The sequence below is a fragment of the Pseudoduganella sp. RAF19 genome (assembly GCF_052114165.1).
Classification (GTDB): Bacteria; Pseudomonadota; Gammaproteobacteria; order Burkholderiales; family Burkholderiaceae_D; genus Rugamonas.
Window position 1 is genome coordinate 107,245 of record NZ_JBFREF010000002.1, and the last position, 23,633, is coordinate 130,877.

Below are 23,633 nucleotides of genomic sequence, written 5' to 3' on the forward strand. Positions count from 1 at the left end.
ACGAAGAACTGCGCCTGTTTCTTTCTGCATTGGCTGAGTAGAATCATCGTCGTTCCTCCAACCTTTTCGGAGAGCTAGATGTTTGGCCTGACCGCGCTTGAGCTGGCAAGAATCCAGTTCGGATTCACCATATCCTTTCACATCATTTTCCCGGCGATTACGATCGGCCTGGCCAGCTATCTGCTGGTGCTGGAGGCGTGCTGGCTGAAAACGGGACGTGAACTCTATCGCGACCTCTATCACTTCTGGCTGAAGATATTTGCCGTCAACTTCGGCATGGGCGTGGTGTCCGGGCTGGTGATGGCCTACGAGTTCGGCACCAACTGGAGCGGCTTTTCGGCCTTCGCCGGCGGCGTCACGGGGCCGTTGCTGGCCTACGAAGTGCTGACGGCCTTCTTCCTTGAGGCGGGCTTTCTTGGCGTGATGCTGTTCGGCTGGAACCGCGTGGGACCGGCCTTGCACTTTGTGGCGACGGGCATGGTGGCCCTTGGTACGCTGATTTCCGCCACCTGGATTCTGGCGTCCAACAGCTGGATGCAAACGCCGCAAGGCTACGAAATCATCGGCCGCCGCGTGGTGCCGGTGGACTGGCTGGCCGTCATCTTCAATCCTTCCTTTCCCTACCGGCTGGCGCACATGAGTGTGGCGGCCTTCCTGGCCACTGCGCTGATGGTGGGCGGTTCGGCAGGCTGGTTGCTGCTGCACAGGAAGGACAATCCAGCGATCCGCAAAATGCTGTCGATGGCGATGTGGATGCTGGTCATTGTGGCGCCGATTCAGGCCGTGATCGGGGACATGCACGGTCTGAACACGCTGGAGCACCAGCCCGCCAAGATCGCTGCAATGGAGGGGCACTGGCAGAACGAGGGCAAGGAAGGCGTGCCCCTGATCCTATTCGGCATGCCCGATATGGAGCGCGAAGAGACGAAATGGAAAATCGAAGTCCCGCGCATGGGCAGCCTGATTCTCACGCATAGCCTGAACGGGACCTTTGCCGGTTTGAAGGAATTCCCCAAAGAAGACCGCCCCAATTCGCCGATCCTGTTCTGGTCCTTCCGCCTGATGGTGGGGTTGGGACTGCTGATGATTCTGCTGGGCGTGATCAGCGTCTGGCTGCGCTGGCGCGGCCGGATGGAGACGAGCCGGCCCTTCCTGCACTTTGCCCTGTACATGGGGCCGGCCGGCCTGGTCGCCTTGCTGGCGGGCTGGATGACCACCGAAGTAGGGCGCCAGCCGTGGGTAGTTTATAAGGTGATGCGTACGGCGGATGCGGTATCGCCGCATGGCGCGCCGGAACTGACCCTGACCCTGATCATGTTCGTGGTGGTCTACTTTGCGGTATTCGGAACAGGTATCGCCTATTTGCTGCGCCTGATCAGAAAGGGTCCCGTCATGAGCGAAGGCCAGATGGAAGAACTGGGCGGACCGGGGCAGGGGCGCACACCGGCGCGGCCGCTGTCGGTGGCGAAGAAGTCGGATCGTGATGATGCGGACGGGGAGTGATCATGGGCGTTGACTTGTCAATCATCTGGGCCGTCATCATCCTGTTCGGCATCATGATGTATATCGTGATGGACGGCTTCGACCTCGGCATCGGCTTGCTGTTCCCCTTCTTCAAGCAGAAGGAAGAGCGTGACGTGATCATGAACACGGTGGCGCCGGTGTGGGACGGCAATGAAACCTGGCTGGTGCTGGGCGGCGCCGGCCTGCTGGCGGCATTCCCGCTGGCCTACGCGGTGATCCTGAGTGCGCTCTACCTGCCGCTGATCTTCATGCTGATCGGACTGATTTTTCGCGGCGTGGCCTTCGAGTTCCGCTTCAAGGCACTGGAACATGAGCGCCACTTCTGGGACAAGGCCTTCATCGGCGGCTCGGCCCTCGCCACCTTCGCGCAGGGCGTGGCGCTTGGCGCCTACATCCGGGGCTTCAATATCGTTGACGGACGCTTTGCCGGCGGTCCGATGGACTGGCTATCGCCGTTTTCCCTGTTCACCGGTGTGGGGCTGCTGGTTGGCTATGGCCTGTTAGGCAGCACATGGCTGATCATGAAAACAGAAGGCGAACTGCAAGCCCATGCTTACCGCATCACGCGCTTGCTGGTGTGGGGCCTGCTGGCCGCCATCGCCATCATCAGTATCTGGACGCCTTTGATCGACTCGCGCATCGCTGAGCGCTGGTTCAGCTTCCCGAATATGCTGTGGTTCGCACCGGTGCCGCTGCTGGTCGCGGCCAGTGCGCTGCTGCTGTGGCGCTCCGTGGCAAGGCGCCATCACGTCAGCCCCTTCCTTTACACGCTGGCACTGGTCTTCCTCGGCTATAGCGGCCTGGGAATCAGCGTGTGGCCGAACATCGTGCCGCCGAATATTTCGATCTGGGCCGCGGCGGCGCCAACCCAGAGCCAGGGCTTTGCGCTGATTGGCGCGCTGCTGATCATCCCGATCATCCTGATGTACACCATCTGGTCGTACTATGTTTTCCGCGGCAAGGTGCGCTTGGGCGAGGGGTATCACTGATGTGGAAGCGCCTTGGCTGGATGGTGCTGATCTGGGCGGCCAGCGTCGCCGCCCTTGGTGTCGTTGCGTTCCTCATGCGGCTCGCCATGCGGGCTGCGGGGCTGAGCGCTTAGAACTCTTCCCAGTCGTTGGCTGCTTTCGCCAGGGCAGCTGGCGGCATGATCGGGACCGCCCTGGGTGCGGGCCGTTTGGACGGCAGCTGGCTTACGCTGGCGGCGCGGCGTGGCGCGGTGGCGCCGCCCGTCAGCGACGGGTCCAGTCGGAATGTCGACACCAGCTGGTCAAGCTCGCTGGCCTGCTCCTTCATCGCGCTGGCCGCCGCTGCGGCCTCTTCGACCAGCGCGGAATTCTGCTGCGTCGTCTGATCCATCTGCACAATGGCCTGGTTGACCTGCTCGATGCCGTCGCGCTGCTCCTGGCTGGCATCCGCAATTTCGGCAATGATTTCCGAAACCTGCTTGACGCTCACCAGCATCTCGGCCATCGTCACGCCAGCCTGGTCCACCAGCTTGCTGCCGATTTCGACTTTCTCCACCGAGTCGCCGATCAGTGCCTTGATTTCCCTGGCCGCATTGGCGGAGCGGTGCGCCAGGGTGCGCACTTCGTTGGCCACCACGGCGAAGCCGCGTCCCTGTTCGCCGGCGCGCGCGGCCTCCACTGCCGCATTCAGCGCCAGGATATTGGTCTGGAAGGCGATGCCATCGATCACACTGATGATGTCCACGATCTTGCGTGAGCATTCGTTGATCGAGCCCATGGTCTGTACCACCTCCGACACCACGGCGCCGCCTTTCTGGGCCACTTCGGAAGCGGAAGTGGCGAGGTGATTGGCCTGGCGGGCGTGATCCGCGTTCTGCTGAACGGTCGATGTCAGTTCTTCCATCGACGATGCCGTCTCTTCCAGCGAGCTGGCTTGCTGTTCGGTGCGTTCGGATAAGTCCATATTGCCGGATGCAATCTGATCCGATGCCGCCGCGATGGCGCCCGTGCCGTTGCGGACCTGGGCCACGATACGCGACAGGTTGCCTGTCATGTCGCGTAGTGCCGCGACCAGCTGGCCTGTTTCATCGGTGGATCTGGCGTCGGCCCTGGCGGTCAGGTCGCCCTTGGCCACGCGCTTGGCCAGTTCTACGGCCGTGTTCAGGGGATTGGTGATGTTCCGCGTCAGCCAGATCGCCAGAGCGGCCGCGAGCACCGTGTTCAGCAAGCCGCCGATCATGATGACGCCACCGGTGCGCGTTTTCATCGCCGCGGCTTCTTCGGCGCGCTGGCCGAGCAGGGCGCGTTCTTCCTTGTCCATTTCCGCCAGGATGACGCGCATGGCGTCCATCCCCAGCTTCCCTTTGCCAGCTTTTTCGAAGTCGACCACGCTATCCATTGTGGCGCTGCCGCTGGTGACGTTGCGGCGCAGTGCGATGACCGGGTTCACCGCTGTCTCCAGCCATTGGCGATGCGCCGCATCCAGCTGCTGCAAGCGTTGCTGCTGGCGTGGATTGTCGGAGGTAAGTGTCCGGGTCCTGTCGAAATGCGCCTGGAATTCCTTGCGGCCGTTGTGCAAGGGCTCCAGCGATGCATCGTTGCCGGTATGGGCAAAGCCGCGCTCGCCCGTCTCGATATTCACCAGGCTTAACAGCATTCCTTTGACTTCTTCCAGCACCTCGTAGGTGTGGATGTTCATGCCATTGGCCTGTCCTAGCCTGGAGAAGTTGTTGTAGGCGACCGTCAGCAGCACAAACATCAGCAGGACGACGCCACCAAACCCCATGTAAAGCCGTGTGCCAATTCTTAGATTGGATACTTGCATCGCATCCTCCTCGCTTGGGCGCGGCGTCATGCCGCTCAACCAGCTTAGATGACGAAAAGTAGAAATAGATTCACCAAATGTCACACCCGCGCTGGCAGAGCCACGCGGGTGTTTTCTTTTTTTGTCAGAGCGGCTTTAACAGCTCCACCTTGCGATCTGCCAGCAAGGGCAGGGCGCGGGCGAGTACCAGCTGCCGGTAGTGTTCCGACTGTTTGTGGGCTTCGAGCGCTGCGTTATCGCAGTAGCGCTCGACCAGCAACAGGGTGTTGGCCTGTTCGGCGTGCCGGTACACCTCGTATCCGAGGCAGCCTGCTTCCGCCAGCGACTTCGGGCGCAGTTCCGCGAGGATGGACAGCACTTCGTCCAGGGCGCCTTCGGCTGGCTGCCAGCGGGCGACTACGGTGATTTCTTCGCTCATTTTGCTTCTCCCTTCAGTGCTTTGACGATTTCGCGTGCCAGCGGGCCGCCCGAGGCTGGATTCTGGCCGGTCATCAAAAGGCCATCCACCACCACTTTGGATTGCCACACATCGGCGGCCGAATAATCTGCGCCTTCTTCGCGCAGTGCGTCTTCCAGCTTAAACGGTACGTCGGCCTGGGCATAGCCCGCTTCTTCCGCGTTGGAGAAGGAGGTCAGTTTTCGGCCACGGACTAGTGGCGTCCCGTCGGGGGCAGTCACGCCGAGCAGAGCGGCGGGCCCGTGGCAGACTGCCGCGACGATCTTACCGGCGTTCCAGGCGGTGGTGACAGCCTGCTTTACGTCCGGGTCGTGGGCAATGTCGACCATCGGGCCGAGGCCGCCGGGGAAGAAAATTGCGTCGTAGTCGTTCACGTCGACATCCGACAATTTGCGGCTGTGGGCCATGCGGCGGATGGCGGCGCTGTTGCGGAAGGCCAGTTGTGCCGGGTCGTTGGCGTCGTAGCCGTCTTCCGGTGGCGTGCCGCCCAAGGGGGAGGCGTATTCGACTGCGATGCCGGCTTCATCGAACACCTCGTAAGGGTGGGCGACTTCAGGGAAGAAATAGCCGGTGGCACGTTTGTTGGGGCCGATTTCGGCTGCATTTGTCAAAATAAACAGGACATGTTTCACGCTCATGATGCTCTCCTTTTGCTCAAGAAATGTGCTACGTACGTGAGCAATATAGGCTGCCTGGGCGGCTTCGAGTAGGCGCCAGTATGCTGACTCAATGTCAAAAAAAGTAATACAATCGCCTAATGGACAATTCTTCCCCCATCCTTGATGAACTGCGCGCCATGGCCATCTTTGCGACAGTGGTGCGCCATGGCAGCTTCGCGGCCGGTGCGCGCGCGCTGGGACTGACGCGGGCAGTGGTGAGCCATCATGTGAAGACCCTGGAAATGAAACTCGGCGTGCCGCTGGCCCAGCGCAGTACGCGCAGCTTCAGCCTGACGCCGGCTGGCGAGGCTTTCCGTGTGCACTGTGAACGGCTGCTGGACGAAGCGCACGACGGCATTCGCGGCATGGAATTGCTGCGCGAAGAGCCGCGCGGCGAGGTACGCATCACATGCTCGCACCATTTCGGCAGCAAGCGCATCTTGCCCGTCTTGCTGGAGTTCCGGCGGCGCTATCCTGCAATTCGCCTGCACGTGGCGATGAACGACGCCAACGTGGATCTGGTGCAGCAGGGGATCGAACTGGCGGTACGCGCGGGGCCGCTGGCTGATTCCAATCTGGTCGCGCGCCGGCTGCTGCGCGAGCCGACCATGTTGTGCGCGTCACCCGCCTATCTGCGCCGCCACCCTGCGCCGGTGTCGATAGAAGGGCTGCAACAGCACCGCTGGGTCATCTATCCGCCCAGCCAGCGTACGCTTACCTTGCAGGGGATGCAGATTTCGTTGCAGGGAGATGTCGTGACCGACAGCGCCGCATCGCGGCTGGCGTTCGTACTGGCGGGCGAAGGCCTGGCGCGGCTGCCGGCCTATGATGCCGCAGCGCTCATCGCTTCCGGAGAACTGGTCCACGTGCTACCCGAGGCCGCTACCGCGCCACTGGAAATCTATCTGGTCCACTCGCAGCGCGTCGGCCCCAGCGCTCGGCTGCTGCGCGACTTCCTGCTGGCGAGCGCCGGAGATGCTTAGTCTGGATTAGTCACGATGTGCGCTTTTTGACCCAATCGTCGAAGTCTGCTTTCGTCTGAAATGTTAAGCGCTTGCCTTCGATTTCATCTTTGAAGAAGTACCAAGGATAGGCCGCGGTGGTAGGTGAATTCTCATCGCCTGCGAGGAATTCGGGACTCTTCCATTTCTGGCAAGGTGTTTCGCGCGGCGGCCACTCCATCGGGGCACGTTACTGCCTGCAATGCCATACCGCGTCGCCGCTGCAGCTTGTCCCGCCCGCCTTGGCGTGGATTTTCGTCGCCATCTCATTGAGCTTCTCCTGCGGCCCTTCTGATTTCTTCGCCTCCGCCCGCTGCACGGTTCGTAGCAAGCTGGACGGATGGTAAACAGGCGGAGCATGGACGGCCGCCCGTTGAATGAGATATGGCTTTGGGAAAGTGGGGATGCGAGGCTGGACAGGGCGCGGCATTCGCTCCTCCATAAGCGACGCAGCGACAAGCGGAGTGTAGGCGCTGCTCAATCAGCTTAATGAACGGAAGAGAGAATAAACTCTCGAATTGTCACCCGGCATAGAGGTCTCTGGTGCCCCGAGCCGGAATCGAACCGGCACGGCCTTGCGGCCAACGGATTTTAAGTCCGGTGTGTCTACCAATTTCACCATCGGGGCACAGAGCCCGCTATTATGACATGCTTGTTAGTTAACATCCAGAGCCGCCTTAGAGTGCGGAAGTTGAAATAGTGGCAATGGACCATCATTCAACTTGGGACTGTTCAGCGTTTGGTGTAGCATGCGGGTCGAAGAAATACGTCTGGAATCCCGAGCATGCAAATACAGATCAACGAAGTCCTGCGCGCTTATATTGACCCGCTGACCGAAGCCGAACACGAAGCCCTGGAGCGCAGCTTGCTGGCCGAAGGCTGCCGCGACGCGCTGGTTATGTGGAACGATGTGCTGGTGGACGGCCATAACCGCTACAGCATCTGCCAGAAACACGGCATCCCGTTCAAGGTCACGCAGAATACCCAATTCCAGAGCATCGAAGATGTGATGCTGTGGATGATTGATAACCATCTGGGCCGCCGCAGCGTGTCCGACTTCCAGCGCGGCGTGCTCGCGCTGCGCAAGAAGGACATTCTCGCCCAGCGCGCCGAGGAAGAAACCGCGCGTCTGAAGGCCGAAGACGCGGCGATCGCGCCGCCCGAGCCGACCGCGGAGGAAGTGGAAGCCGCGCCTGCGCCGAAAGTCCGCACTTCGCGTGAGGACATCGCGCGCGCTGCGCGAGTATCGAGCAACACGCTGACCCAGATCGAGAAGATCCAGAAGAGCGCCACGCCTGAACTGGTGGAAGCGGTGCGGGCTGGGACGATCTCGATCAACGCTGCCGCAACCGTTGCCTCGCTGCCCGCAGCGGACCAGGTCTCGGCGGTGCAGGGCGGACGCAAGTTCTTGCAGCAGGCGGCAAAAGAGATCCGCGAGCAGCGCGCCGCCAACCGCCCTGCGAAGCCGCCGAAAGAGGCGAGGGAGTCGGACGGCAGCGCGCCATGGGAGGGCGAGCGCACGATTCCGCTGAGCGAAGTGGAACAGCTGCGCAACGAAGTGGCGCAATTAAAAGAGAAGAATGCCGCGCTGCGGGCTGAAAACGCCGAGCTGCGCGAACGCATCGCGATGCTGGTAGACGCATCCTGATATAAAAACTTGGAGAGAGTATGCCCCGACTGAGTCCCGCGCTTGCCGCGCTTTGTGCCATTCCCGTTGCGGCAGTGGCCGCACCAGCTCCTGCGACCAGCCAGGTCGGCGCGGTCGAAGCGCTGCGCCTGCAAATGGTCGCCAAGCGCGTGACCATCATGCGCGACAAATGGGGCATCCCGCACATTTACGGCAAGACGGACGCGGACGCGGTCTTCGGCATGATCTACGCCCAGTCCGAGGATGACTTCCACCGCGTTGAAACGAACTTCATCAACGCCATGGGCCGCATGGCCGAAGTGGAGGGCGAGAAGGCACTGCCGCAGGATCTGCGCATGAAGCTCTTCATCGATCCGGAAGTGCTGAAGGCACAGTACAAAGCCAGCCCGGCGTGGCTGAAGAAGCTGATGGTGGCCTGGGCCGATGGCCTGAACTACTACCTGCACACGCATCCGCAGGTGAAGCCGCAGCTGCTCACTTATTTCGAACCGTGGATGGCGCTCAGCTTCAGCGAAGGCAGCATCGGCGGCGATATCGAAGAAGTGAAACTGGAGCCGCTGCAGGCCTTCTACGCCAAGCGCCCCCAGCCGTCGCTGGCGCACGCCGGCAGCGATCTGGATAAAGAACCAGCAGGCTCCAACGGCTTTGCCATCGCACCGGCGTTGAGCAAGACCGGCCACGCGCTGCTGATGATCAATCCGCACACCTCGTTCTACTTCCGTCCCGAGATTCATGTGGTCAGCAGCGAAGGCCTGAACGCCTATGGCGCCGTGACTTGGGGCCAGTTCTTCGTCTACCAGGGCTTCAACGATCGCCTGGGCTGGATGCACACGTCCGGCGGCGGCGATGTGATCGACGAGTTCCTGGAAACCATCGTCGAGAAGGACGGCAAGTTCTTCTACAAATACGGCGACGAGCTGCGGGAAGTGAAAACGCGCGAGATCAAGCTGCCATACAAAACGCCAACAGGTATGGCCGAGAAAACCGTTACCGCTTACTTCACGCATCACGGTCCCGTAGTGCGCCAGGAAGGCGACAAATGGGTTTCCGTGGCGCTCATGAACGAGCCACTGAAGGCGCTGACGCAATCCTTCATCCGCACGAAAGCCCGCAACTACGCGGCCTTCTACAAGGCGATGGAGCTGCGCACCAATTCGTCCAACAACACAGTGTACGCGGATGCCGATGGCAATATCGCCTACTTCCACGGTAACTTCGTGCCAGTCCGCGATACCAGGTTCGATTACACCAAACCGGTGGATGGCAGCAATCCGGCCACGGACTGGAAGGGCATTCACGCGGTGAAAGACACCATCCAGCTCTTCAATCCGAAGAATGGCTGGATTCAGAATACGAACAACTGGCCATTCTCCGCCGCCGGCGCATACAGCCCGCGTCCGCAGGACTATCCGGCCTATATGTCGATGAATCCAGAGAACGCACGCGGCATCCACGCCGTGCGCGTGCTGCAGAACAAAAAGGACTTCACGCTGGAGAGCCTGATCGCATCGGCTTACGACAACCAGCTGACCGCCTTCGAGCCGCTGCTGCCGCTGCTGGTGCGCGCTTATGACGAGGCGCCGGCCAGCGACCTGGCGAAGGCTTCGCTGACCGAGCAGATCTCGCTGCTGCGCGACTGGGACATGCGCTACACGCTGAACTCCATCCCGACTTCGCTGGCCATCTACTGGATGCAGGATCTGGTGAAGGTCTACGGCCCGGAGGCCAAAACGAAAGGCGTTTTGGTGCTGGACTATCTGGCCACCAGTGTCACGCCGCAGCAGCGCCTGGAAGCCCTGGTGCGCGCTTCGCAAAAGCTGGATAACGACTTCGGCACCTGGAAGACGCCATGGGGCGAAATCAACCGCTTCCAGCGCCTGACCGGCGACATCGTGCAGCCCTTCGACGACAGCAAGCCAAGCATCCCGGTCGCATTCGCATCGGGCAACTGGGGCTCGCTGGCGGCCTTCGGCATGACGTCCAAGCCGCACACCAAGCGCATTTACGGTGAGCGCGGCAACAGCTTCGTGGCAGCGGTGGAATTCGGTCCGCACATTCGCGCCAAGAGCATTCTGGCGGGCGGCGAGAGCGGCGACCCTGCATCGCCGCACTTCACCGACCAGGCGGAAATGTATGCGCGTGGTGAGTTCAAGGATGTGCTGTTCTACAAAGAAGACATCGAAAAGAATCTTGAGCGCAAGTACCATCCGGGTGAATGACCGGATTGTTTGAGCCAGCTCAAACAGGGTAGGGGGGATATGGCTTTTTCTCAAGGCGGATCGGCGCACAATGTGCTGCAGGTCCGCTCAGTTGGGAGGCCGCCATGTCCTCGAATACCGCAAGCCACAGTCAGAAAATCGAAGACTTCATTTTCGTGCGCGAGCTGAATGAAGTCTTCCTCCTCCTTGATCACATCTCCGGCCGCTGGGACAAAAGCCTTTACGGCAACGGCATCGCCGATGATGGTTCACCCCACATCAAAGAACTTTGCGCCATCGGCCTCACGCCTGCTGAAAGCGACACCGATCGCGTGCTGCAGGCCGTCAGGCTACTGTGCGCGAAGGACAGGCTGAATGCCGTGGCGCGTCCCGCCACCGGTATGACCATCGCCTTCACGCTGATGGTGGTTGGCGAAGAAAACCCGCGCAAACTGCGTAACTGGTTCCGCAATCTGGCTTACCGCGGCAATCGTGGCCACGATGCTGCACCGCTGCGGCCACGCCACGCAATCTATTGGGACATGCCTACCCGTCTCACACTCGCACGCTACGCTTTTCCGGGCCTGATCGATGCAGCCAAGCGCTTTAACCGGCGCGTGTTCCTGATCGTGCTGCTGCTCCTGATTGGGCTGGTGCTGACCTGTGTGATGTCGTGGCACGTCACTGGCGGCAACGTGATCCTGCAGCATCTGGACGCACTGTCGCAGCAGCATGCGGCGGTGGTGAAGTCCATCAGCGACGCCGAACTGCGCTTCACGTCCGACGAACAGGCGCGCCGTGCGAAATCCGGGGCTGTGACGCCGGAGCCGGTACAAGCGGTGCAGTATTGCCTGGCGGTGGACGAAGCGGGCCTCGCGCATTACCGCAATACCGAGGAATACCAGCTGTGCACGCGGCGCCGCCAGATTGAAACGCAAATGACCGCGGTGCGCACCAATCTGCGCAACTGGCTCCAGCCATGGAAGGATTGCTATGGCCGCGTGTCCGCCTGGTTCAGCACTCCGCACGAAAAGGCTGTGGAGGAGATCCAGAAGCGCGGCACGGAAGAACTGGCGCAAATCGTCACGCTGGTGGTCGGCACCGCCGTGCTGCCGCTTTGCTACGGCATTCTCGGCGCGGGAGCTGCTGTGGTGCGCGGGCTGTGGGCTAAGATGCGCGAAAGCCTGCTGTCGCCGCGCGATTACACGCTGGCGCTGCTGCAGCTGGCGCTGGGGGCGACAATCGGCGCCTGCATCGCGCTGTTCATCAACCCGTCAGGCCAGACGCCGGGCGCCGAAATCAGCTTGCTGGGCAACTGGGGCTTGAGCAGCTCCGCGCTCTCATTCATCGCGGGTTTCGGCGTCGAAGGCGTATTCCTGGCGCTGGAGAGCTTTGTCCGGCGCGTCTTCAACGTTGCTGACCCCAGCCGCACTATCCACTGAGCGGGTGAAGAAGACGGGAAGGCAGAACAGGTACAGCGCGGCGCCCGCAATCCATGCCGTACCGGGGAAGGTGTCGCGTGTGGCGACATACAGGGGGCTAAGCAGCAGCGGTCCGCCCACCGATGCCAGCGCGCCGACGCTGGCCAGCACACCCTGCAAGCGTCCCTGGAATTCCGGTCCCACGCGCGCCGACAGCAGCGATTGCAGAGCCGGTACTGCCGTGCCGCCCACGCAAAATAGCGGCATCAGCGCAAACGCCATCCAGCCCTGGCCTGCCAGCGCGATCAGGATATAGGCCGCGCTGTCGCTGACGATACCAATTAGCAGGCCGCGCTTTTCGCCAAAGCGCGAGGTAATCGGGCCAACCACGAAAGCCTGGGCCAGCGCATGGAACACACCGAAGCAGGCCAGCGATATGCCGACCGTCATGCCGTCCCAGTGGAATTTGTCCTGGCCGTACAGTACCCAGATGGTTCCGCCAACCTGGCCCACCACGGCAACCGCGCCGAACGCCAGCACCATGGGGCCGAGCGACTGGAAGCGCAGCAGCCAGCGCAAAGGCTCGAAAGGATTCAGTCCGTGCGGCTCCGTCGTTGCATTGGCAGGGCGCGATTCAGGCAGGAAGCGCAGGACCAGGAGCAGATTGATGCAGCCCAGCGCCGCTGCTGCGATGAAGGGCGCGCGCACCCACACGTCGCCCAGCACACCGCCGATCACGGGGCCGGCAATGAAGCCCACGCCCATCGCAGCACTTAACTGGCCGAAGCGGCGTGCGCGGTCTTCCTCTGGCGTGATGTCGGCAATCGTGGCGGACAGCACGGAAATGCTTGCACCCGCCGCGCCTGAAATCGCGCGGCCAATCAGCAGCAGCCAGAAGGTCGGCGCCACCGCCATGAACAGGTAGTCGATCGTGATGCCGGCCAGGGACGCCAGTAATACCGGGCGGCGTCCGAAGCGGTCGCCAAGGCTGCCCATTAGCGGGGCACAGACGAATTGCATCAGGCAGTAGATCGAGAGGAACAGGCCGTACTGCCAACCGAAGTTGGCTTCCTGGCCGACCTGCCGCAGCAGGCCGGGAAAGATGGGCATGACAAGCCCAATGCCGACACCATCAATGGCGGCCGTCGCCCAAATGGGCAGATAAGCGTTTTTCATTTTCTGAGCTAGTGCGGGCCGGGGCAGAGTCGACGTGCTCCGCCTGCCGGACCGGCCACTATACCTCAGATTGCATCAATTGCATCGAGGGCATTTCGCAGATCCTGCAAAAGATCTTCCACTGCTTCGATGCCGACGGAAAGGCGAATCAGGCCGTCGCCGATGCCCAGCAAGGCGCGCTGCGGTGCGGGGATGGAGGCATGCGTCATCAGGGCAGGATGCTCGATCAGGCTTTCCACGCCGCCCAGGCTTTCGGCCAGCGCGAACACTTCGCAGCGTTCCAGAAAGCGGCGCGCGCCAGCCAGGTCGGTATCGAGGTCGATGGAGATGATGCCGCCGAAGCCGTCCATCTGCTGTTTGGCCAGCGCGTGCTGCGGGTGCGATTCCAGACCGGGGTAGAACACCTTGCGCACCCTGGGCTGCTGCTCCAGCCAGCGAGCGATATGCAACGCGCTTTCGCAGTGGCGCTGCATGCGGATGGCCAGTGTCTTCACGCCGCGCAGAGCGAGGAAGCTGTCGAACGGACCAGCGATGGCGCCAACGGAATTCTGCAGGAAGGCCAGCTGCTCGCGCCATGCCGACTGGCGCTCTTCACCGGCCACCACGGCGATGCCGCCGATGATGTCGGAGTGGCCGTTCAGGTATTTGGTGGCGGAATGCACCACGATGTCGAAGCCGAATTCCAGCGGGCGCTGGACGATCGGGCTGGCGAAAGTGTTGTCCGCAATCGCGATGATGCCACGCTCACGGCAGATCTGGGCAATGCGGCGCAGGTCGGCCAGCTTCAGCATCGGATTGGTCGGCGTTTCGACCCAAACCATTTTCGTGTTGGGACGAATTGCGGCCAGCAGGTTCTCCGGATTGGTCAGATCCACATAGCTGAAATCCAGACCCGCGCTGCGGCGGCGCACGCGCTCGAACAGGCGGAAAGTGCCGCCGTACATATCGTCGCCGGCAATGATGTGCGAGCCCGAGTCGGCGATTTCCAGTACGCTCGAAATCGCAGCGAGGCCGGAGGCAAAGGCGAAACCCTGCGCGCCGCCTTCCAGGTCCGCCACGCAGCGCTCCAGCGCCCAGCGCGTGGGATTGTGCGAACGGCCGTAATCCAGGCCTTTGTGGACGCCTGGGCTTTGCTGCACGAAGGTCGAGGTGGCGTAGATCGGCGGCATGATGGCGCCGGTCGTCGGGTCGGGAGATTGGCCTGCATGGATGACGCGGGTCGCCAGGTGGGATTTGAATTTTTTCTCGTTCAAGATAGAGTCCTGCGCAGATGGTTGAGGAGGTCGTAGCGGGTAATCAGTCCATAGAATTTATCACCTTCAGCCACGATGGCGGTCAGGCCGCGGTCAAGGGTGCTGCGCAGCGCATCCATGCTGTCGCCGGGCGCCAGCGTTTCAATGCGGGTGGTCATGGTGCCGCTGACCGGGCCGGTGAAGCGGCTGGCGTCCTTCTCCACCTTGAACAGGATGTCCGATTCGTCGATGATGCCGGTCAGGCGGCCGCTCTCGATTACAGGCAACTGGGCCAGATCGGCGGAGCGCATGCGGTTGAAGGCGATCAGCAGCGTGTCGGTCGGCGCCACGCTGACCACATCACCGTTTTCGAAACGGCGGCCGATCAGGTCGCGCAGGTCGCCGAGGCGAGGACGCTGGATCAGGCCCTGGTCGAACATCCAGGCATCGTTGTAGACCTTGGACAGATAGCGCGTGCCCGTATCAGGCACCAGCGTCACCACGCGTCTGGCGGTCTTTTGTTCGCGGCAGTATTTCAGCGCAGCGGCCAGCAGCGTACCGGTCGAGGAGCCGCCGAGAATACCCTCGGCTTGCACCAGTGTGCGGGCGGCTTCAAAACTCTCCTGGTCGGTGATAGTGTAGGCCTGCTTGAAAGCGCTCATGGTCGCGTTGTTTGGAATGAAGTCCTCGCCGATGCCTTCCACGGCCCAGGAGCCGGTCACGTCGGACACCTGGCCCGTCTTGACGTATTCGGTCAGAATCGAACCCTTGGGATCGGCCAGCACGAACTCCGTGGATGGCGACACTTTCTTGAAGTAGCGCGACAGGCCGGTCAACGTGCCGCCGGAGCCGACGCCCACGACCACCGCATCAACCTCATGGCCCATCTGTTCCCAGATCTCGGGGCCGGTCGTGGTTTCGTGCGCAAGCGGATTGGCGGGATTGTTGAACTGGTCGGCAAAGAAGGCGTCGGGGATCTCGCTTGCCAGCCGCGCCGCGTAATCCTGGTAATACTCGGGGTGGCCCTTGCCAACATCGGAGCGCGTCATATGCACTTCCGTGCCGAGCGCCTTCAGGTGCAGCACCTTTTCCGTGGCCATCTTGTCCGGCACCACCAGCACCACGCGGTAGCCCTTGATGCGGCCGACCAGCGCCAGGCCCAGGCCCGTATTGCCGGCAGTGGCTTCAACGATGGTGCCGCCCGGTTTCAGGCGGCCGTCGTTCTCGGCGGCTTCGATGATGGACATGCCTATGCGGTCCTTGATGGAGCCGCCGGGGTTCTGCGATTCGAGTTTGAGGAAGAGGCGGCAGGGACCGGTATCGAGGCGGGTAACTTCGACCAGGGGGGTATTGCCGATCAGGCCGTAGAGCGCGGCCGTGCGTTCTTTTTGCATGCTGACTCCTTGCAGTCGCCAGGGCAAGCGATTGTGTCGCCGGCCCTTTGTTGAAAAGCGCGCATTGTCGAACGCGCTCGCTGAACAAAGAAGGAATGTTTTCGCACTAAGTTATGCGGATTCCGGATGCACTCAGAGTATGCGCCATTTTGTATAATCGCGTACCGCCGGAGACCGGCTTAACTAAAACACAACACCGCTGTGGCAAAACTCTACTTCCGCTACTCCGCGATGAACGCGGGCAAATCGACTGCAATGCTGCAGGTGGCTCATAACTACGAAGAGCAGGGCCAGGCCGTGCGTCTGTTCACGGCTGCCATCGACAACCGCTACGGCGTGGGCAAGGTGACGTCCCGCCTCGGTCCCCAACGCGAGACCGAACTGTTCGACGCCAATACCAACTTCCTGGCCGAAATCGAGAAGAAGGTAGCTTGCGTGCTGATCGACGAGGCGCAATTCCTGTCCACCGCCCAGGTCGTGCAATTGCACCAGCTGGCGCAGACCAAGGGCATTCCCGTGATCTGCTATGGCCTGCGTACCGACTTCCGCGGCGAACCATTCCCAGGCTCAGCTTATCTGCTGGCCCTGGCGGACGACATCGAAGAAATCAAGAACATCTGCACTTGCGGCAAGAAAGCCACCATGAATATCCGCGTGGACGAGCAGGGCAATCGCATCCGGGAAGGCGAGCAAATAAGTATTGGTGGAAACGAAGCTTATCGACAAGCATGTGGTCGTTGTTTCTATACTTCGTAACAAAGACGTAATAATTGCCGTGTAGCATCGCCCGATCAGTAATGCTGGGAGGGCCTCGATGCGACCGGATGCTTTGTATGCAAAAACCCCTGCGGGTCAGCAGGAGGTGCAGGCGCGCCGTGCGGGCCTGACCGCGCGCCAGCGAACCCTGCTGATCATGCTGGACGGACGCAAACCTTTGTCGGCGCTGCTGCCGCTGCTGCCGATGGAAGAGCTGGTGCCGGCGCTGGAAGCATTGCTCAGTCTTGGCTTCATCGCCGATCCGGCTGCGCTGGTGCCGAAGCGCGAACCAAAACTGGCCGAGGCTAAGTCCCTGATGCGTCAAAGTGCCGAGAAATACCTCGGCCTGCTGGCCGCCGATCTGGTGCGCCGCATCGAGATGGCGAAAGATGAAGCCCAGGTCCAGCATGCACTGGGCATGTGGCATATGGCCATGCGCGATTCCAAGTACGGCAAGGACGTCGCTGGTTCGCTGCTCGAACAGACCCGCAGCCTGCTTGAAGCTTAAGCGCGTTCCTCAGGACGCAGCGTCAATACGCGCACACCGTTTTTCGTGACGGCCACCGTGTGCTCGAACTGCGCGGACAGTTTGCCGTCGCGCGTGACGACCGTCCAGCCATCCTCTTCGGTCTCCACGGCATCGCGGCCTTCGTTCAGCATCGGCTCGATGGTGAACGCCATGCCTTCACGTAGCACCAGGCCTGTTTGCGGGCGTCCCCAATGCAGCACTTGCGGCGGCTCATGCATTTCGCGGCCGATGCCGTGTCCGCAATAGTCCCGTACGACAGAATAGCCGCTGCGTTTGGCATGGCGCTCGATTGCATGGCCCACATCTCCCAGCCGCGCACCGGGACGGACTGCGTGGATGCCGCGCCACATGGCCTCATACGTCACCTGCACCAGCCGCCGGGCGGAAGGTGAGACGGCGCCGACAAGATAGGTTTTGCTGGAGTCCGCGATAAAGCCATTCTTCTCCAGCGTGATATCGAAGTTCACTATATCGCCGTCCTGCAAGATATCGGACTCGGACGGCACGCCATGGCAAACCACGTTATTGCGCGAGGAGTTCAGCGCATAGGCAAAGCCGTACTGCCCCTTGCTGGCAGGGCGCGCCTCGAGTTCGTTCACGATGAAGCTGTCCACCAGATCGTTGACCTGCATGGTCGACATGCCGATCAGGCTTAGCGCATCGAGGCGGCCAAATACGCTTGCCAGCAGCCTACCGGACTCCGCCATCAAGGCGATTTCTTCGGGCCGCTTGGTCATGATGCCGCCATCGCCGCAGGCGGCTCGACGCCCGCAGCGCGCAACTCCCGCGCGACGATTTCATTGAACGTCAGCGTAGGATTCATTTCGCACAGCATGCCCATCTTGATCCAGAACGCCGCCTGCGCGTTAATCGAGCGGCACGAAACCGCGCTCGCCTTGCGGATCTGGTCGTGCAGTTCGTCGTCGATGTTCACAATGCCCATGAGTTTTCCTGAATATATGAAACGTATACGAATCATATATTCAGCCGTGCGCTTGTGCAAGTGGCCGGAGAATGTGTCGATTTCCGGCTTGGCCATGCGTCGTGTCAGTATCAACCAACAGGAGATTCCATGAACCCCACCATTACCGCATTCGAATCCTCCCCCGACCGCGGCCGCGGCTTGGCACGTGATATGCGCGTCCGCTGGGCACTGGAGGAGGTAGGGCAGCCCTATGACGTGCGTCTGCTCTCGTTTGCAGCGATGAAGCAGCCCGCGCACCTGGCGCTGAGCCCGTTTGGCCAGATTCCCACTTACGAGCAAGACGGCCTCGCCATTTTCGAATCGGGAGCGATCATTTTCCACATCGCCGAGCAGCACAAGGGCCTGCTGCCCTCCGATGCCAACGCCCGGATGCGCGCCATTACCTGGATGTTTGCCGCGCTTAATACGATGGAGCAGCCGATCGTCGAGCGCCAAAATTGCGTGCTGTTCGAGAACAAGGAAAGCTGGTATCAGCAGCGCCTGCCCACGGTCGAAGACCGCATCCGCGAGCGGTTGAAGCAGCTTTCCGCCTATCTGGGCAATGCTGAATGGCTCGACGGCCAGTTTAGCGCCGCCGATTTGCTCATGATTTCGGTACTGATCCGATTGACGGCAACCGGCTCAGGTTTGGTGGCGGAGCACCCAAACCTCGCCGCCTACGTGACCAGGGGCGAAGCCCGACCGGCCTACAAACGCGCATTCGAGGCCCAGCTCGCGGTCTTTAAGACGAGTTCACCTGCTGCGTGACAATTCACGTAATCCGGCAAGCGGCCTACAATGCCCATCATATTCACAAAGACGGCGAGCCCCATCAATGATTGACTACGCGAAGTTGAGCACCCGCCGCGCCACATCTGGCGATTTGCCTCGGTTGCTGGAGCTGTTGGCCGATGACGACCTTGGCAAAAATCGTGAGGCTGTCGGCAGCAGCGATGCCTGTTACGTTCGGGCCTTCCACGCTATCGATAGCGATCCGAATCAATACCTGTTGATCGGCGAATTGGAGGGACGCATCATAGCAATGCTGCAGCTGACTTTCATTCCGGGCCTGAGCCGGCGCGGGGCGCTACGGGCGAATATTGAGGCGGTCCGCGTTGACAGCAGCTTGCGCGGACAGGGGATAGGCAGCTGGTTGATCAGCGAGGCGATTGCGCTGGCGCGCGAACGCCAGTGCGCTTTGATCCAGTTGACCAGTGATAAGAGCAGGACAGAAGCCCACCGCTTTTACACGCGGCTGGGCTTTGTCGCAAGTCACGAGGGTTTTAAACTCAAGTCCACTGATTGATGAGGTTTCCGTCATTGTCACGGAAAGAGCCGACCACAATCATAATAAAGTCGACCAGCGCCCAGATGCCAAAACCACCGAGTGTCAGTAGCTGGAGAATGCCGGTACCGACTTTTCCGACATAGAAGCGGTGAACGCCCAGGAATCCCAGGAAGAAGCACAGGATTGCCGCGGGAAGAATACGCTTCTGCGACTCGCTTGCCGCCTGTGACGCGCCGCAGCTCGGGCAAGCGTGCGCGCTGACATGCATCTGCGCACCACAAGCGCGACAGAAAACCATTTGCGAATTCACCGCAGTGTTCATGCTCAACATCCCTTCAGTAGGTGTTATTTCAAAATCATAACAGCTCTAAATTCAGGGAAACTATCCAATTATCACAATGTAAAAACTTGATACCAATCGGTAATTTTCTAGTAGCATGTGTTGGCGAAGGGGCCTGCTGAAATGACATGCTCATCAGTCACCGGCAGTATCCGGCCAATAGCGGCCATCTGAGACCTTGTCACTGACATGACGTGGATTTAAATGGAAAAAAGAGCAGTTGCAGATATCGTTGGCCCTTGGATTGAGCCGTGCTTCAACTCGAGTCTCTTTGAGCGTTGTCGCGAAAATTGGTTGGTACCAGTTGGTGAAATTTCTAATTTCGTGTTGGCTACCTTTATTCGTCAGCAAATTGCATTGGGGTTAGTGGTGCCCGAGGCGCAACGGCGGATCGCGTCGGGCTTCACGGATGAAACTGAAATCCTTGACGATGAGCTGGAGCTCGCCATCAAGGGAATTCTACCTATTGATGAACCTCGTTAACGTCACCGTCCACGTGAGGGAGAACGGCCATAAGCCGCCGTTCAAAACGTATCTAGGATTGTCATAATGTGCTTGTGTGTGCAGTTCAAAGATTTAGAGCTTTTTCGCGCAGCTATAACGAAAAGAATCAAAGACAGTCGTGAATTGAAGAAGTCGTTAACCCTCATTTCTAAGCATGCGGACGGTGAGCACAAGCTCTATCATTGCGCGGCATGCGGTCAGCTCTGGCAATGTAGTCGAGCGTGGAATTGGGGCAACGACGAATATCTATTCAAGGTGCCGCCCGCTGAGTCCACTGACTGGGAATCAGAGGTCTATGTGCAACCGGACGACCTCCTAATCTTCACCGCTCTCATGCATGATTTCCTGATGCGGGGCGCGTTCACGGATACTGCCTCAATTTGCCGAATCGAAGGTTGTTCAAGAAATGCGGTTTCCGGCTCAGTCAACTGCCTTAGTCATCATCTGAGCAGCTTGCAAAAACTAGGGACGATGCCGCCGTATCCGGTTGGACGCTGGTTTGGTTCGTATATGCGTGAGAGCATTGTTCCGGACTTCTAGCATTGTTAGTGCTTTATGGTATGGTCGAGAACGGCCACAAGCGGCCCTTGCCGCGTAGACAGTTAGCCAAATTTTGGATATGTCAGACTTAATTTATTACTGTACGTTTGGCGCCACTGCCGGGTTCGTGCTGGTAGCGTTGTTCTTATCGCGCAGAGCTATTAAGAGTGGTGGCAATAAGAAAGTCTTTGCGAGTCGTTTTGTCGCGGCGTCCGTTCTAGCGGGAGTGATTTCAGGATTTTTGCTTTACTATGGGGTGCTGTGGGTACTTGATGCCACAGGTCATCATGTTAATGTTAGTCACGGCGAGGTCTTGATCGCCGCGCCGCTCTTTAATTTTATTCTGGGACTTGTTCTGGCTATGCTTGGGCGAGTTCTTTTGCTATGGCGACCCGTGAGACTGTAAGCGGCCATTAGCAGCCCTTTGTTAATTTAAATTGCGGGCGCCTCGCCGAACTTCAAAAGGCTTATACTCGGAGACATGAACTTTCTTGAACTAGAGCAGTTGGGTGAGCCGGACCTGTCGATATGTGGACTGCGACTTTGGATCCATGGGCGCCAGTTTCCTGACGCGCCCGACTATTGGGATGGGAACTGGCTCCGCGTGACAGCCTATTGCAACTACTCTCATTCTGCCGTTCGAATTCAGAATAATTCTTGTCTTCGCACTGACGAAGTTGGCGGTTTTTTAGCTGGTTGTGAGAAGTTGTATTCGTCTTTAAGCGGCAAAGCTGAACTTAAATGTATGGAGCCGTATATTTCGGTGGAGTTTTCGGCCTCCGCTCGAGGCCACATTGGCGTCAGCCTTTCGGTTACCCCCGATCACAATAAAGAGACACACGAATACGAGGATGAAATCGATCAGTCGTATCTGCCAGCAATCATCAACTCGTGCCAAGTCATTCTTGAAAGGTACCCCATCCGCGATCCTGGGATGAAGGTCCGGCCTATTGCAAGTTGATGACCTTACACTTCGGCGGTCTTCCGTATCCGGCCAGCAGCAGTCGCCGAGCAGCGTATCCGACAAACGCGGGACTAAAAAATTAGGAGTTATGCGTCGATTTCGCTTGATCATGTCGATAGCCTTCTGCATTACCGTTGCGCTATTTTTGGCGATGCCGCTGGGCCTATATTGGTTGGGTTTAAGCGGTGTCGAGGGCCTGCCGCAAAAACCACAGCAACTTGTCACAAAGGAGCAGGAGGCAATTGTTTGGAGGCGTGCAGGTGGTGTTGGCGAGCCTCGCATCGATAAAATGAACCCTTATTCGTATGTTGTCGCGCTGGTAGTAGGTAAAGAAGAACCAAGGACGACTCCGGGCCAACGGATTGCCTGGTGGGTTGCATCTGATTATCTCTCGAGTCACCGTCGACATCGAGGGATGGAATGGTGGCATTTGTCTGGCGCTGCACTCATGATTTGGGTATCACGGAATTGGACAAGCGAGGAAATTTTGTCTGCTGCCACCCCGTCTTCGACAGGCCCTTCACAGCACCATTGACGGCGACGAATCCGGCAGTCCGCGGCCAGATGCTGCCGCTAGTAAAACACAAGGTCCGGCCATGACAAAACTTGATTTTCTGAAATTGATGAAGTTTCCAAGAGAATGGATCGACTTCGATATGTATCCCGACGAGCTATTTTCTATTCAGGCTTCCGGGTATCAGCCGGGTCATGAGTTTGGTGCGGAACATGACAGGAATGGAGCTTTTCATTGGTGGCTGCGCCGAAATCCCTCGAAGAGCCGTATATTAAATTTGCTGAGATTGGCTGCCTTAGATCCAGATCCGTTTCTCGGTCAAGATCTTCGCCAGTATTTGCGGCAAGCTGAATCTTTTGACTCCGACGCGTCAACGCTAGAGCAGCAATTGTTCGGTTGACCGATTACGCGAACCCCAGGACGGCATGCGGCCATCAGCCGCCATTCAAACGTCATATGATAATTCTAAAAAAATGTGGATTTTGATTAAAAGACGGTTACTAACGCTATCTCTCGTCGCCTTTGCTGCAATGCGTCCCGCTCTGGCAGTGGATATTTTCGGCATTGAGGATGATAACCTGCGCCCCGTGCCATCCGGAGTAGAGGAAGTCTTGCGTATGTACCTCAAGCATACAGACTACAAAGAATGTGCAGACGGGAAGTTCGTCGGGAGTGCGGTGGACCTTAAGGGAAACGGTCAAAAGCTTGACTGGATTGCAAAGACAGCTGATGGATGCGCCTGGGGTGCGAACACAGCGAAAATCTGGATATTAAAAAACGAAAAGAATCGTTATCGAATCGTGTTGTACGATGGAGGACAAGGAGTGGTCCTGTTGAACACAAAGACGCATGGACTTCGAGACCTCAGAATGCCTAGCGGCACAGCAGGGCATTATTCAGATAAGTTATTGAAGTTCGACGGCAGACGCTACAAAATGTTCAGGTTTTGCTTCATTGATTTGCTTGACCCTGAGGAAAACAAGAGACATCCGGATGGTAGGTGTCATGTAAATTAGCCGATGACTTGTGACGGCCAAAAGCGGTCTATCAAAATTTTTAAGGTACTTCATGCGCAAGCTCATCGCTGGCATAGCGGCATTATTTAGTTTTAAGAGCTCGGTAGCGGCTCAGGAGTTGCAGTCACCGCCAAAGCAGATAAATTACCGTGGAGGACTGGTAGTGTTCGCTTTGCCGGGGGCTTGGGTTGAGGAGTATGAGCCAGAAGGGGGCGGAGTTTTTTATGCTCCCGGAGATGATACAGGCACGCTACGACTGGATGTTATCACGGCTAAATCACCGCACCCCGTGACCTCGGCCGATAGCGCCTCAGTGCTTTTAAAAACTGGCGATTCGGATGTAGAGTCATTGCCAACTGGGGCAGCGATAGCTAAACACGTTTCGAGGGAAGTTGATCGTGGCACCCCCATCACGATCTATTGGTGGTCGGTGGCAAGCGTTGTTGAACCTGACCATGTTCGCATCGCAAGTTTTAGTTACTCGATTTTGAGTTCCCAGGAGCAGTCAAAGCGCACAGCTTTGGACCTGTCTTTTCTTGAGCAATCAATTCGAGACATTCGTTTTAGCCCGATCCTAGGGAAGTAGCAAACTATGGATCTTGCCGGATACGGCCAGAAGCCGCCTTTCACAAAAAAGCTGGATAAAAATTTCTTTCCAATAGCCTAAGTATGGATAGTGCACGTCGCCGCGACTTGAAGAAAATCGGAAAACAAC

At 59.1% G+C, this 23,633-nt stretch carries 26 protein-coding genes and 1 tRNA gene; 17 read left to right on the top strand and 10 right to left on the bottom strand.

Going from position 1 to position 23,633, the window contains the following annotated elements:
- Window positions 1-78 precede the first annotated feature (78 nt).
- The 3 genes from AB4Z19_RS05150 to AB4Z19_RS05160 are packed head-to-tail and all read left to right on the top strand — an operon-like array spanning window position 79 to window position 2,626.
- Complete coding sequence (locus AB4Z19_RS05150) at window positions 79-1,503, top strand: cytochrome ubiquinol oxidase subunit I (protein ID WP_442026185.1); 1,425 nt, start codon at window positions 79-81, stop codon at window positions 1,501-1,503.
- Window positions 1,504-1,505: 2 nt separating this feature from the next.
- Entirely contained in the window at window positions 1,506-2,513 is a 1,008-nt protein-coding gene (gene cydB, locus AB4Z19_RS05155) for a cytochrome d ubiquinol oxidase subunit II (RefSeq protein ID WP_442034533.1), read from the top strand.
- Window positions 2,513-2,626 carry a DUF2474 domain-containing protein gene (locus AB4Z19_RS05160; RefSeq protein WP_442026187.1) on the top strand — a complete coding sequence of 38 codons (114 nt, stop codon included), beginning with the start codon at window positions 2,513-2,515 and terminating at the stop codon, window positions 2,624-2,626. The genes cydB and AB4Z19_RS05160 overlap by 1 nt, the downstream gene beginning before the upstream one ends.
- On the opposite strand, the gene AB4Z19_RS05165 is transcribed toward AB4Z19_RS05160, so the two are convergent.
- From AB4Z19_RS05165 to AB4Z19_RS05175, 3 genes are all read right to left on the bottom strand, one after another.
- Complete coding sequence (locus tag AB4Z19_RS05165) at window positions 2,623-4,317, bottom strand: methyl-accepting chemotaxis protein (RefSeq protein WP_442026188.1); 1,695 nt, start codon at window positions 4,315-4,317, stop codon at window positions 2,623-2,625. The two genes, AB4Z19_RS05160 and AB4Z19_RS05165, sit on opposite strands and share 4 nt — an antisense overlap.
- 124 nt (window positions 4,318-4,441) lie before the next feature.
- Window positions 4,442-4,735 (bottom strand): putative quinol monooxygenase, encoded by a 294-nt coding sequence (locus AB4Z19_RS05170; RefSeq protein WP_442026189.1) that lies wholly within the window; start codon window positions 4,733-4,735, stop codon window positions 4,442-4,444.
- Window positions 4,732-5,412, bottom strand: coding sequence for a type 1 glutamine amidotransferase domain-containing protein (locus AB4Z19_RS05175; RefSeq protein WP_442034535.1), 681 nt, complete (start codon window positions 5,410-5,412; stop codon window positions 4,732-4,734). Before AB4Z19_RS05175 ends, AB4Z19_RS05170 begins: the two co-directional genes overlap by 4 nt.
- Window positions 5,413-5,531: 119 nt before the next feature.
- On the opposite strand from AB4Z19_RS05175, the gene AB4Z19_RS05180 reads away from it, so the two are divergent.
- Window positions 5,532-6,416 carry a LysR family transcriptional regulator gene (locus AB4Z19_RS05180; protein ID WP_442026191.1) on the top strand — a complete coding sequence of 295 codons (885 nt, stop codon included), beginning with the start codon at window positions 5,532-5,534 and terminating at the stop codon, window positions 6,414-6,416.
- A 559-nt stretch (window positions 6,417-6,975) separates the two neighbouring features.
- Here AB4Z19_RS05180 and AB4Z19_RS05185 read toward each other — a convergent pair.
- A tRNA-Leu gene (locus AB4Z19_RS05185) sits at window positions 6,976-7,062 on the bottom strand.
- 156 nt (window positions 7,063-7,218) lie between these two features.
- Here AB4Z19_RS05185 and AB4Z19_RS05190 point away from each other — a divergent pair.
- The 3 genes from AB4Z19_RS05190 (at window position 7,219) to AB4Z19_RS05200 (ending at window position 11,722) form a co-directional block, all read left to right on the top strand.
- Window positions 7,219-8,082 (top strand): hypothetical protein, encoded by an 864-nt coding sequence (locus AB4Z19_RS05190; protein ID WP_442029985.1) that lies wholly within the window; start codon window positions 7,219-7,221, stop codon window positions 8,080-8,082.
- A gap of 20 nt (window positions 8,083-8,102) precedes the next feature.
- A complete protein-coding gene (locus AB4Z19_RS05195) occupies window positions 8,103-10,301 on the top strand; it encodes an acylase (RefSeq protein WP_442034537.1) in 2,199 nt (732 codons plus the stop codon).
- Window positions 10,302-10,405: 104 nt separating this feature from the next.
- Window positions 10,406-11,722, top strand: coding sequence for a hypothetical protein (locus tag AB4Z19_RS05200; RefSeq protein WP_442026036.1), 1,317 nt, complete (start codon window positions 10,406-10,408; stop codon window positions 11,720-11,722).
- Here the strand turns inward: AB4Z19_RS05200 and AB4Z19_RS05205 are convergent.
- The 3 genes from AB4Z19_RS05205 to AB4Z19_RS05215 all read right to left on the bottom strand — a co-directional run bounded on the left by AB4Z19_RS05205 (window position 11,621) and on the right by AB4Z19_RS05215 (window position 15,503).
- Window positions 11,621-12,877 carry a TCR/Tet family MFS transporter gene (locus AB4Z19_RS05205; RefSeq protein WP_442026037.1) on the bottom strand — a complete coding sequence of 419 codons (1,257 nt, stop codon included), beginning with the start codon at window positions 12,875-12,877 and terminating at the stop codon, window positions 11,621-11,623. The two genes, AB4Z19_RS05200 and AB4Z19_RS05205, sit on opposite strands and share 102 nt — an antisense overlap.
- Before the next feature lie 65 nt (window positions 12,878-12,942).
- The gene (locus tag AB4Z19_RS05210; RefSeq protein ID WP_442026038.1) at window positions 12,943-14,130 is read right to left on the bottom strand and encodes a trans-sulfuration enzyme family protein; all 1,188 of its coding nucleotides are present in this window, start codon (window positions 14,128-14,130) and stop codon (window positions 12,943-12,945) included.
- Window positions 14,127-15,503: a pyridoxal-phosphate dependent enzyme gene (locus AB4Z19_RS05215; protein WP_442026039.1), complete on the bottom strand. Its 1,377-nt coding sequence runs from the start codon at window positions 15,501-15,503 to the stop codon at window positions 14,127-14,129. Before AB4Z19_RS05215 ends, AB4Z19_RS05210 begins: the two co-directional genes overlap by 4 nt.
- Before the next feature lie 201 nt (window positions 15,504-15,704).
- Here AB4Z19_RS05215 and AB4Z19_RS05220 point away from each other — a divergent pair, with 201 nt between their 5' ends.
- Entirely contained in the window at window positions 15,705-16,259 is a 555-nt protein-coding gene (locus tag AB4Z19_RS05220) for a thymidine kinase (RefSeq protein WP_442026040.1), read from the top strand.
- 58 nt (window positions 16,260-16,317) lie between these two features.
- Complete coding sequence (locus AB4Z19_RS05225) at window positions 16,318-16,767, top strand: hypothetical protein (protein ID WP_442026041.1); 450 nt, start codon at window positions 16,318-16,320, stop codon at window positions 16,765-16,767.
- Here the strand turns inward: AB4Z19_RS05225 and map are convergent.
- Together map and AB4Z19_RS05235 are read right to left on the bottom strand one after the other, a co-directional pair.
- Window positions 16,764-17,525, bottom strand: coding sequence for a type I methionyl aminopeptidase (gene map, locus AB4Z19_RS05230; RefSeq protein WP_442026042.1), 762 nt, complete (start codon window positions 17,523-17,525; stop codon window positions 16,764-16,766). The genes AB4Z19_RS05225 and map overlap by 4 nt on opposite strands.
- Window positions 17,522-17,731: a ParD-like family protein gene (locus AB4Z19_RS05235; RefSeq protein ID WP_442034539.1), complete on the bottom strand. Its 210-nt coding sequence runs from the start codon at window positions 17,729-17,731 to the stop codon at window positions 17,522-17,524. Before AB4Z19_RS05235 ends, map begins: the two co-directional genes overlap by 4 nt.
- Window positions 17,732-17,860: 129 nt before the next feature.
- On the opposite strand from AB4Z19_RS05235, the gene AB4Z19_RS05240 reads away from it, so the two are divergent.
- Window positions 17,861-18,520 (top strand): glutathione S-transferase family protein, encoded by a 660-nt coding sequence (locus AB4Z19_RS05240; protein WP_442028604.1) that lies wholly within the window; start codon window positions 17,861-17,863, stop codon window positions 18,518-18,520.
- Window positions 18,521-18,587: 67 nt separating this feature from the next.
- Complete coding sequence (locus tag AB4Z19_RS05245; protein WP_442028605.1) at window positions 18,588-19,058, top strand: GNAT family N-acetyltransferase; 471 nt, start codon at window positions 18,588-18,590, stop codon at window positions 19,056-19,058.
- On the opposite strand, the gene AB4Z19_RS05250 is transcribed toward AB4Z19_RS05245, so the two are convergent.
- Complete coding sequence (locus tag AB4Z19_RS05250; RefSeq protein ID WP_442028606.1) at window positions 19,042-19,362, bottom strand: NINE protein; 321 nt, start codon at window positions 19,360-19,362, stop codon at window positions 19,042-19,044. The two genes, AB4Z19_RS05245 and AB4Z19_RS05250, sit on opposite strands and share 17 nt — an antisense overlap.
- A 222-nt stretch (window positions 19,363-19,584) precedes the next feature.
- On the opposite strand from AB4Z19_RS05250, the gene AB4Z19_RS05255 reads away from it, so the two are divergent.
- The 6 genes from AB4Z19_RS05255 to AB4Z19_RS05280 all read left to right on the top strand — a co-directional run bounded on the left by AB4Z19_RS05255 (window position 19,585) and on the right by AB4Z19_RS05280 (window position 23,504).
- Window positions 19,585-19,863: a hypothetical protein gene (locus AB4Z19_RS05255; protein WP_442028607.1), complete on the top strand. Its 279-nt coding sequence runs from the start codon at window positions 19,585-19,587 to the stop codon at window positions 19,861-19,863.
- Window positions 19,864-19,941: 78 nt separating this feature from the next.
- On the top strand, window positions 19,942-20,424 hold the full coding sequence (locus AB4Z19_RS05260) for a hypothetical protein (RefSeq protein WP_442028609.1): 483 nt from the start codon (window positions 19,942-19,944) through the stop codon (window positions 20,422-20,424).
- 481 nt (window positions 20,425-20,905) lie between these two features.
- Window positions 20,906-21,385, top strand: a complete 480-nt coding sequence (locus AB4Z19_RS05265) for a WapI family immunity protein (protein ID WP_442034541.1) — start codon at window positions 20,906-20,908, stop codon at window positions 21,383-21,385.
- Between the two features lie 599 nt (window positions 21,386-21,984).
- Window positions 21,985-22,302: a hypothetical protein gene (locus AB4Z19_RS05270; RefSeq protein WP_442030053.1), complete on the top strand. Its 318-nt coding sequence runs from the start codon at window positions 21,985-21,987 to the stop codon at window positions 22,300-22,302.
- A gap of 25 nt (window positions 22,303-22,327) precedes the next feature.
- Window positions 22,328-22,918 (top strand): hypothetical protein, encoded by a 591-nt coding sequence (locus tag AB4Z19_RS05275; protein ID WP_442030055.1) that lies wholly within the window; start codon window positions 22,328-22,330, stop codon window positions 22,916-22,918.
- Between the two features lie 52 nt (window positions 22,919-22,970).
- Window positions 22,971-23,504: a hypothetical protein gene (locus AB4Z19_RS05280; RefSeq protein ID WP_442034543.1), complete on the top strand. Its 534-nt coding sequence runs from the start codon at window positions 22,971-22,973 to the stop codon at window positions 23,502-23,504.
- The last annotated feature ends 129 nt before the right edge of the window (window positions 23,505-23,633 follow it).

Coding starts and splice junctions, on each gene's coding strand:
- AB4Z19_RS05150 (WP_442026185.1), top strand. CDS start 79: ATGTTTGGCCTGACCGCGCTTGAGCTGGCAAGAATCCAGTTCGGATTC.
- cydB (WP_442034533.1), top strand. CDS start 1,506: ATGGGCGTTGACTTGTCAATCATCTGGGCCGTCATCATCCTGTTCGGC.
- AB4Z19_RS05160 (WP_442026187.1), top strand. CDS start 2,513: ATGTGGAAGCGCCTTGGCTGGATGGTGCTGATCTGGGCGGCCAGCGTC.
- AB4Z19_RS05165 (WP_442026188.1), bottom strand. CDS start 4,317: ATGCAAGTATCCAATCTAAGAATTGGCACACGGCTTTACATGGGGTTT.
- AB4Z19_RS05170 (WP_442026189.1), bottom strand. CDS start 4,735: ATGAGCGAAGAAATCACCGTAGTCGCCCGCTGGCAGCCAGCCGAAGGC.
- AB4Z19_RS05175 (WP_442034535.1), bottom strand. CDS start 5,412: ATGAGCGTGAAACATGTCCTGTTTATTTTGACAAATGCAGCCGAAATC.
- AB4Z19_RS05180 (WP_442026191.1), top strand. CDS start 5,532: ATGGACAATTCTTCCCCCATCCTTGATGAACTGCGCGCCATGGCCATC.
- AB4Z19_RS05190 (WP_442029985.1), top strand. CDS start 7,219: ATGCAAATACAGATCAACGAAGTCCTGCGCGCTTATATTGACCCGCTG.
- AB4Z19_RS05195 (WP_442034537.1), top strand. CDS start 8,103: ATGCCCCGACTGAGTCCCGCGCTTGCCGCGCTTTGTGCCATTCCCGTT.
- AB4Z19_RS05200 (WP_442026036.1), top strand. CDS start 10,406: ATGTCCTCGAATACCGCAAGCCACAGTCAGAAAATCGAAGACTTCATT.
- AB4Z19_RS05205 (WP_442026037.1), bottom strand. CDS start 12,877: ATGAAAAACGCTTATCTGCCCATTTGGGCGACGGCCGCCATTGATGGT.
- AB4Z19_RS05215 (WP_442026039.1), bottom strand. CDS start 15,503: ATGCAAAAAGAACGCACGGCCGCGCTCTACGGCCTGATCGGCAATACC.
- AB4Z19_RS05225 (WP_442026041.1), top strand. CDS start 16,318: ATGCGACCGGATGCTTTGTATGCAAAAACCCCTGCGGGTCAGCAGGAG.
- map (WP_442026042.1), bottom strand. CDS start 17,525: ATGACCAAGCGGCCCGAAGAAATCGCCTTGATGGCGGAGTCCGGTAGG.
- AB4Z19_RS05235 (WP_442034539.1), bottom strand. CDS start 17,731: ATGGGCATTGTGAACATCGACGACGAACTGCACGACCAGATCCGCAAG.
- AB4Z19_RS05240 (WP_442028604.1), top strand. CDS start 17,861: ATGAACCCCACCATTACCGCATTCGAATCCTCCCCCGACCGCGGCCGC.
- AB4Z19_RS05245 (WP_442028605.1), top strand. CDS start 18,588: ATGATTGACTACGCGAAGTTGAGCACCCGCCGCGCCACATCTGGCGAT.
- AB4Z19_RS05250 (WP_442028606.1), bottom strand. CDS start 19,362: ATGAACACTGCGGTGAATTCGCAAATGGTTTTCTGTCGCGCTTGTGGT.
- AB4Z19_RS05255 (WP_442028607.1), top strand. CDS start 19,585: ATGGAAAAAAGAGCAGTTGCAGATATCGTTGGCCCTTGGATTGAGCCG.
- AB4Z19_RS05265 (WP_442034541.1), top strand. CDS start 20,906: ATGAACTTTCTTGAACTAGAGCAGTTGGGTGAGCCGGACCTGTCGATA.
- AB4Z19_RS05270 (WP_442030053.1), top strand. CDS start 21,985: ATGACAAAACTTGATTTTCTGAAATTGATGAAGTTTCCAAGAGAATGG.
- AB4Z19_RS05275 (WP_442030055.1), top strand. CDS start 22,328: ATGCGGCCATCAGCCGCCATTCAAACGTCATATGATAATTCTAAAAAA.
- AB4Z19_RS05280 (WP_442034543.1), top strand. CDS start 22,971: ATGCGCAAGCTCATCGCTGGCATAGCGGCATTATTTAGTTTTAAGAGC.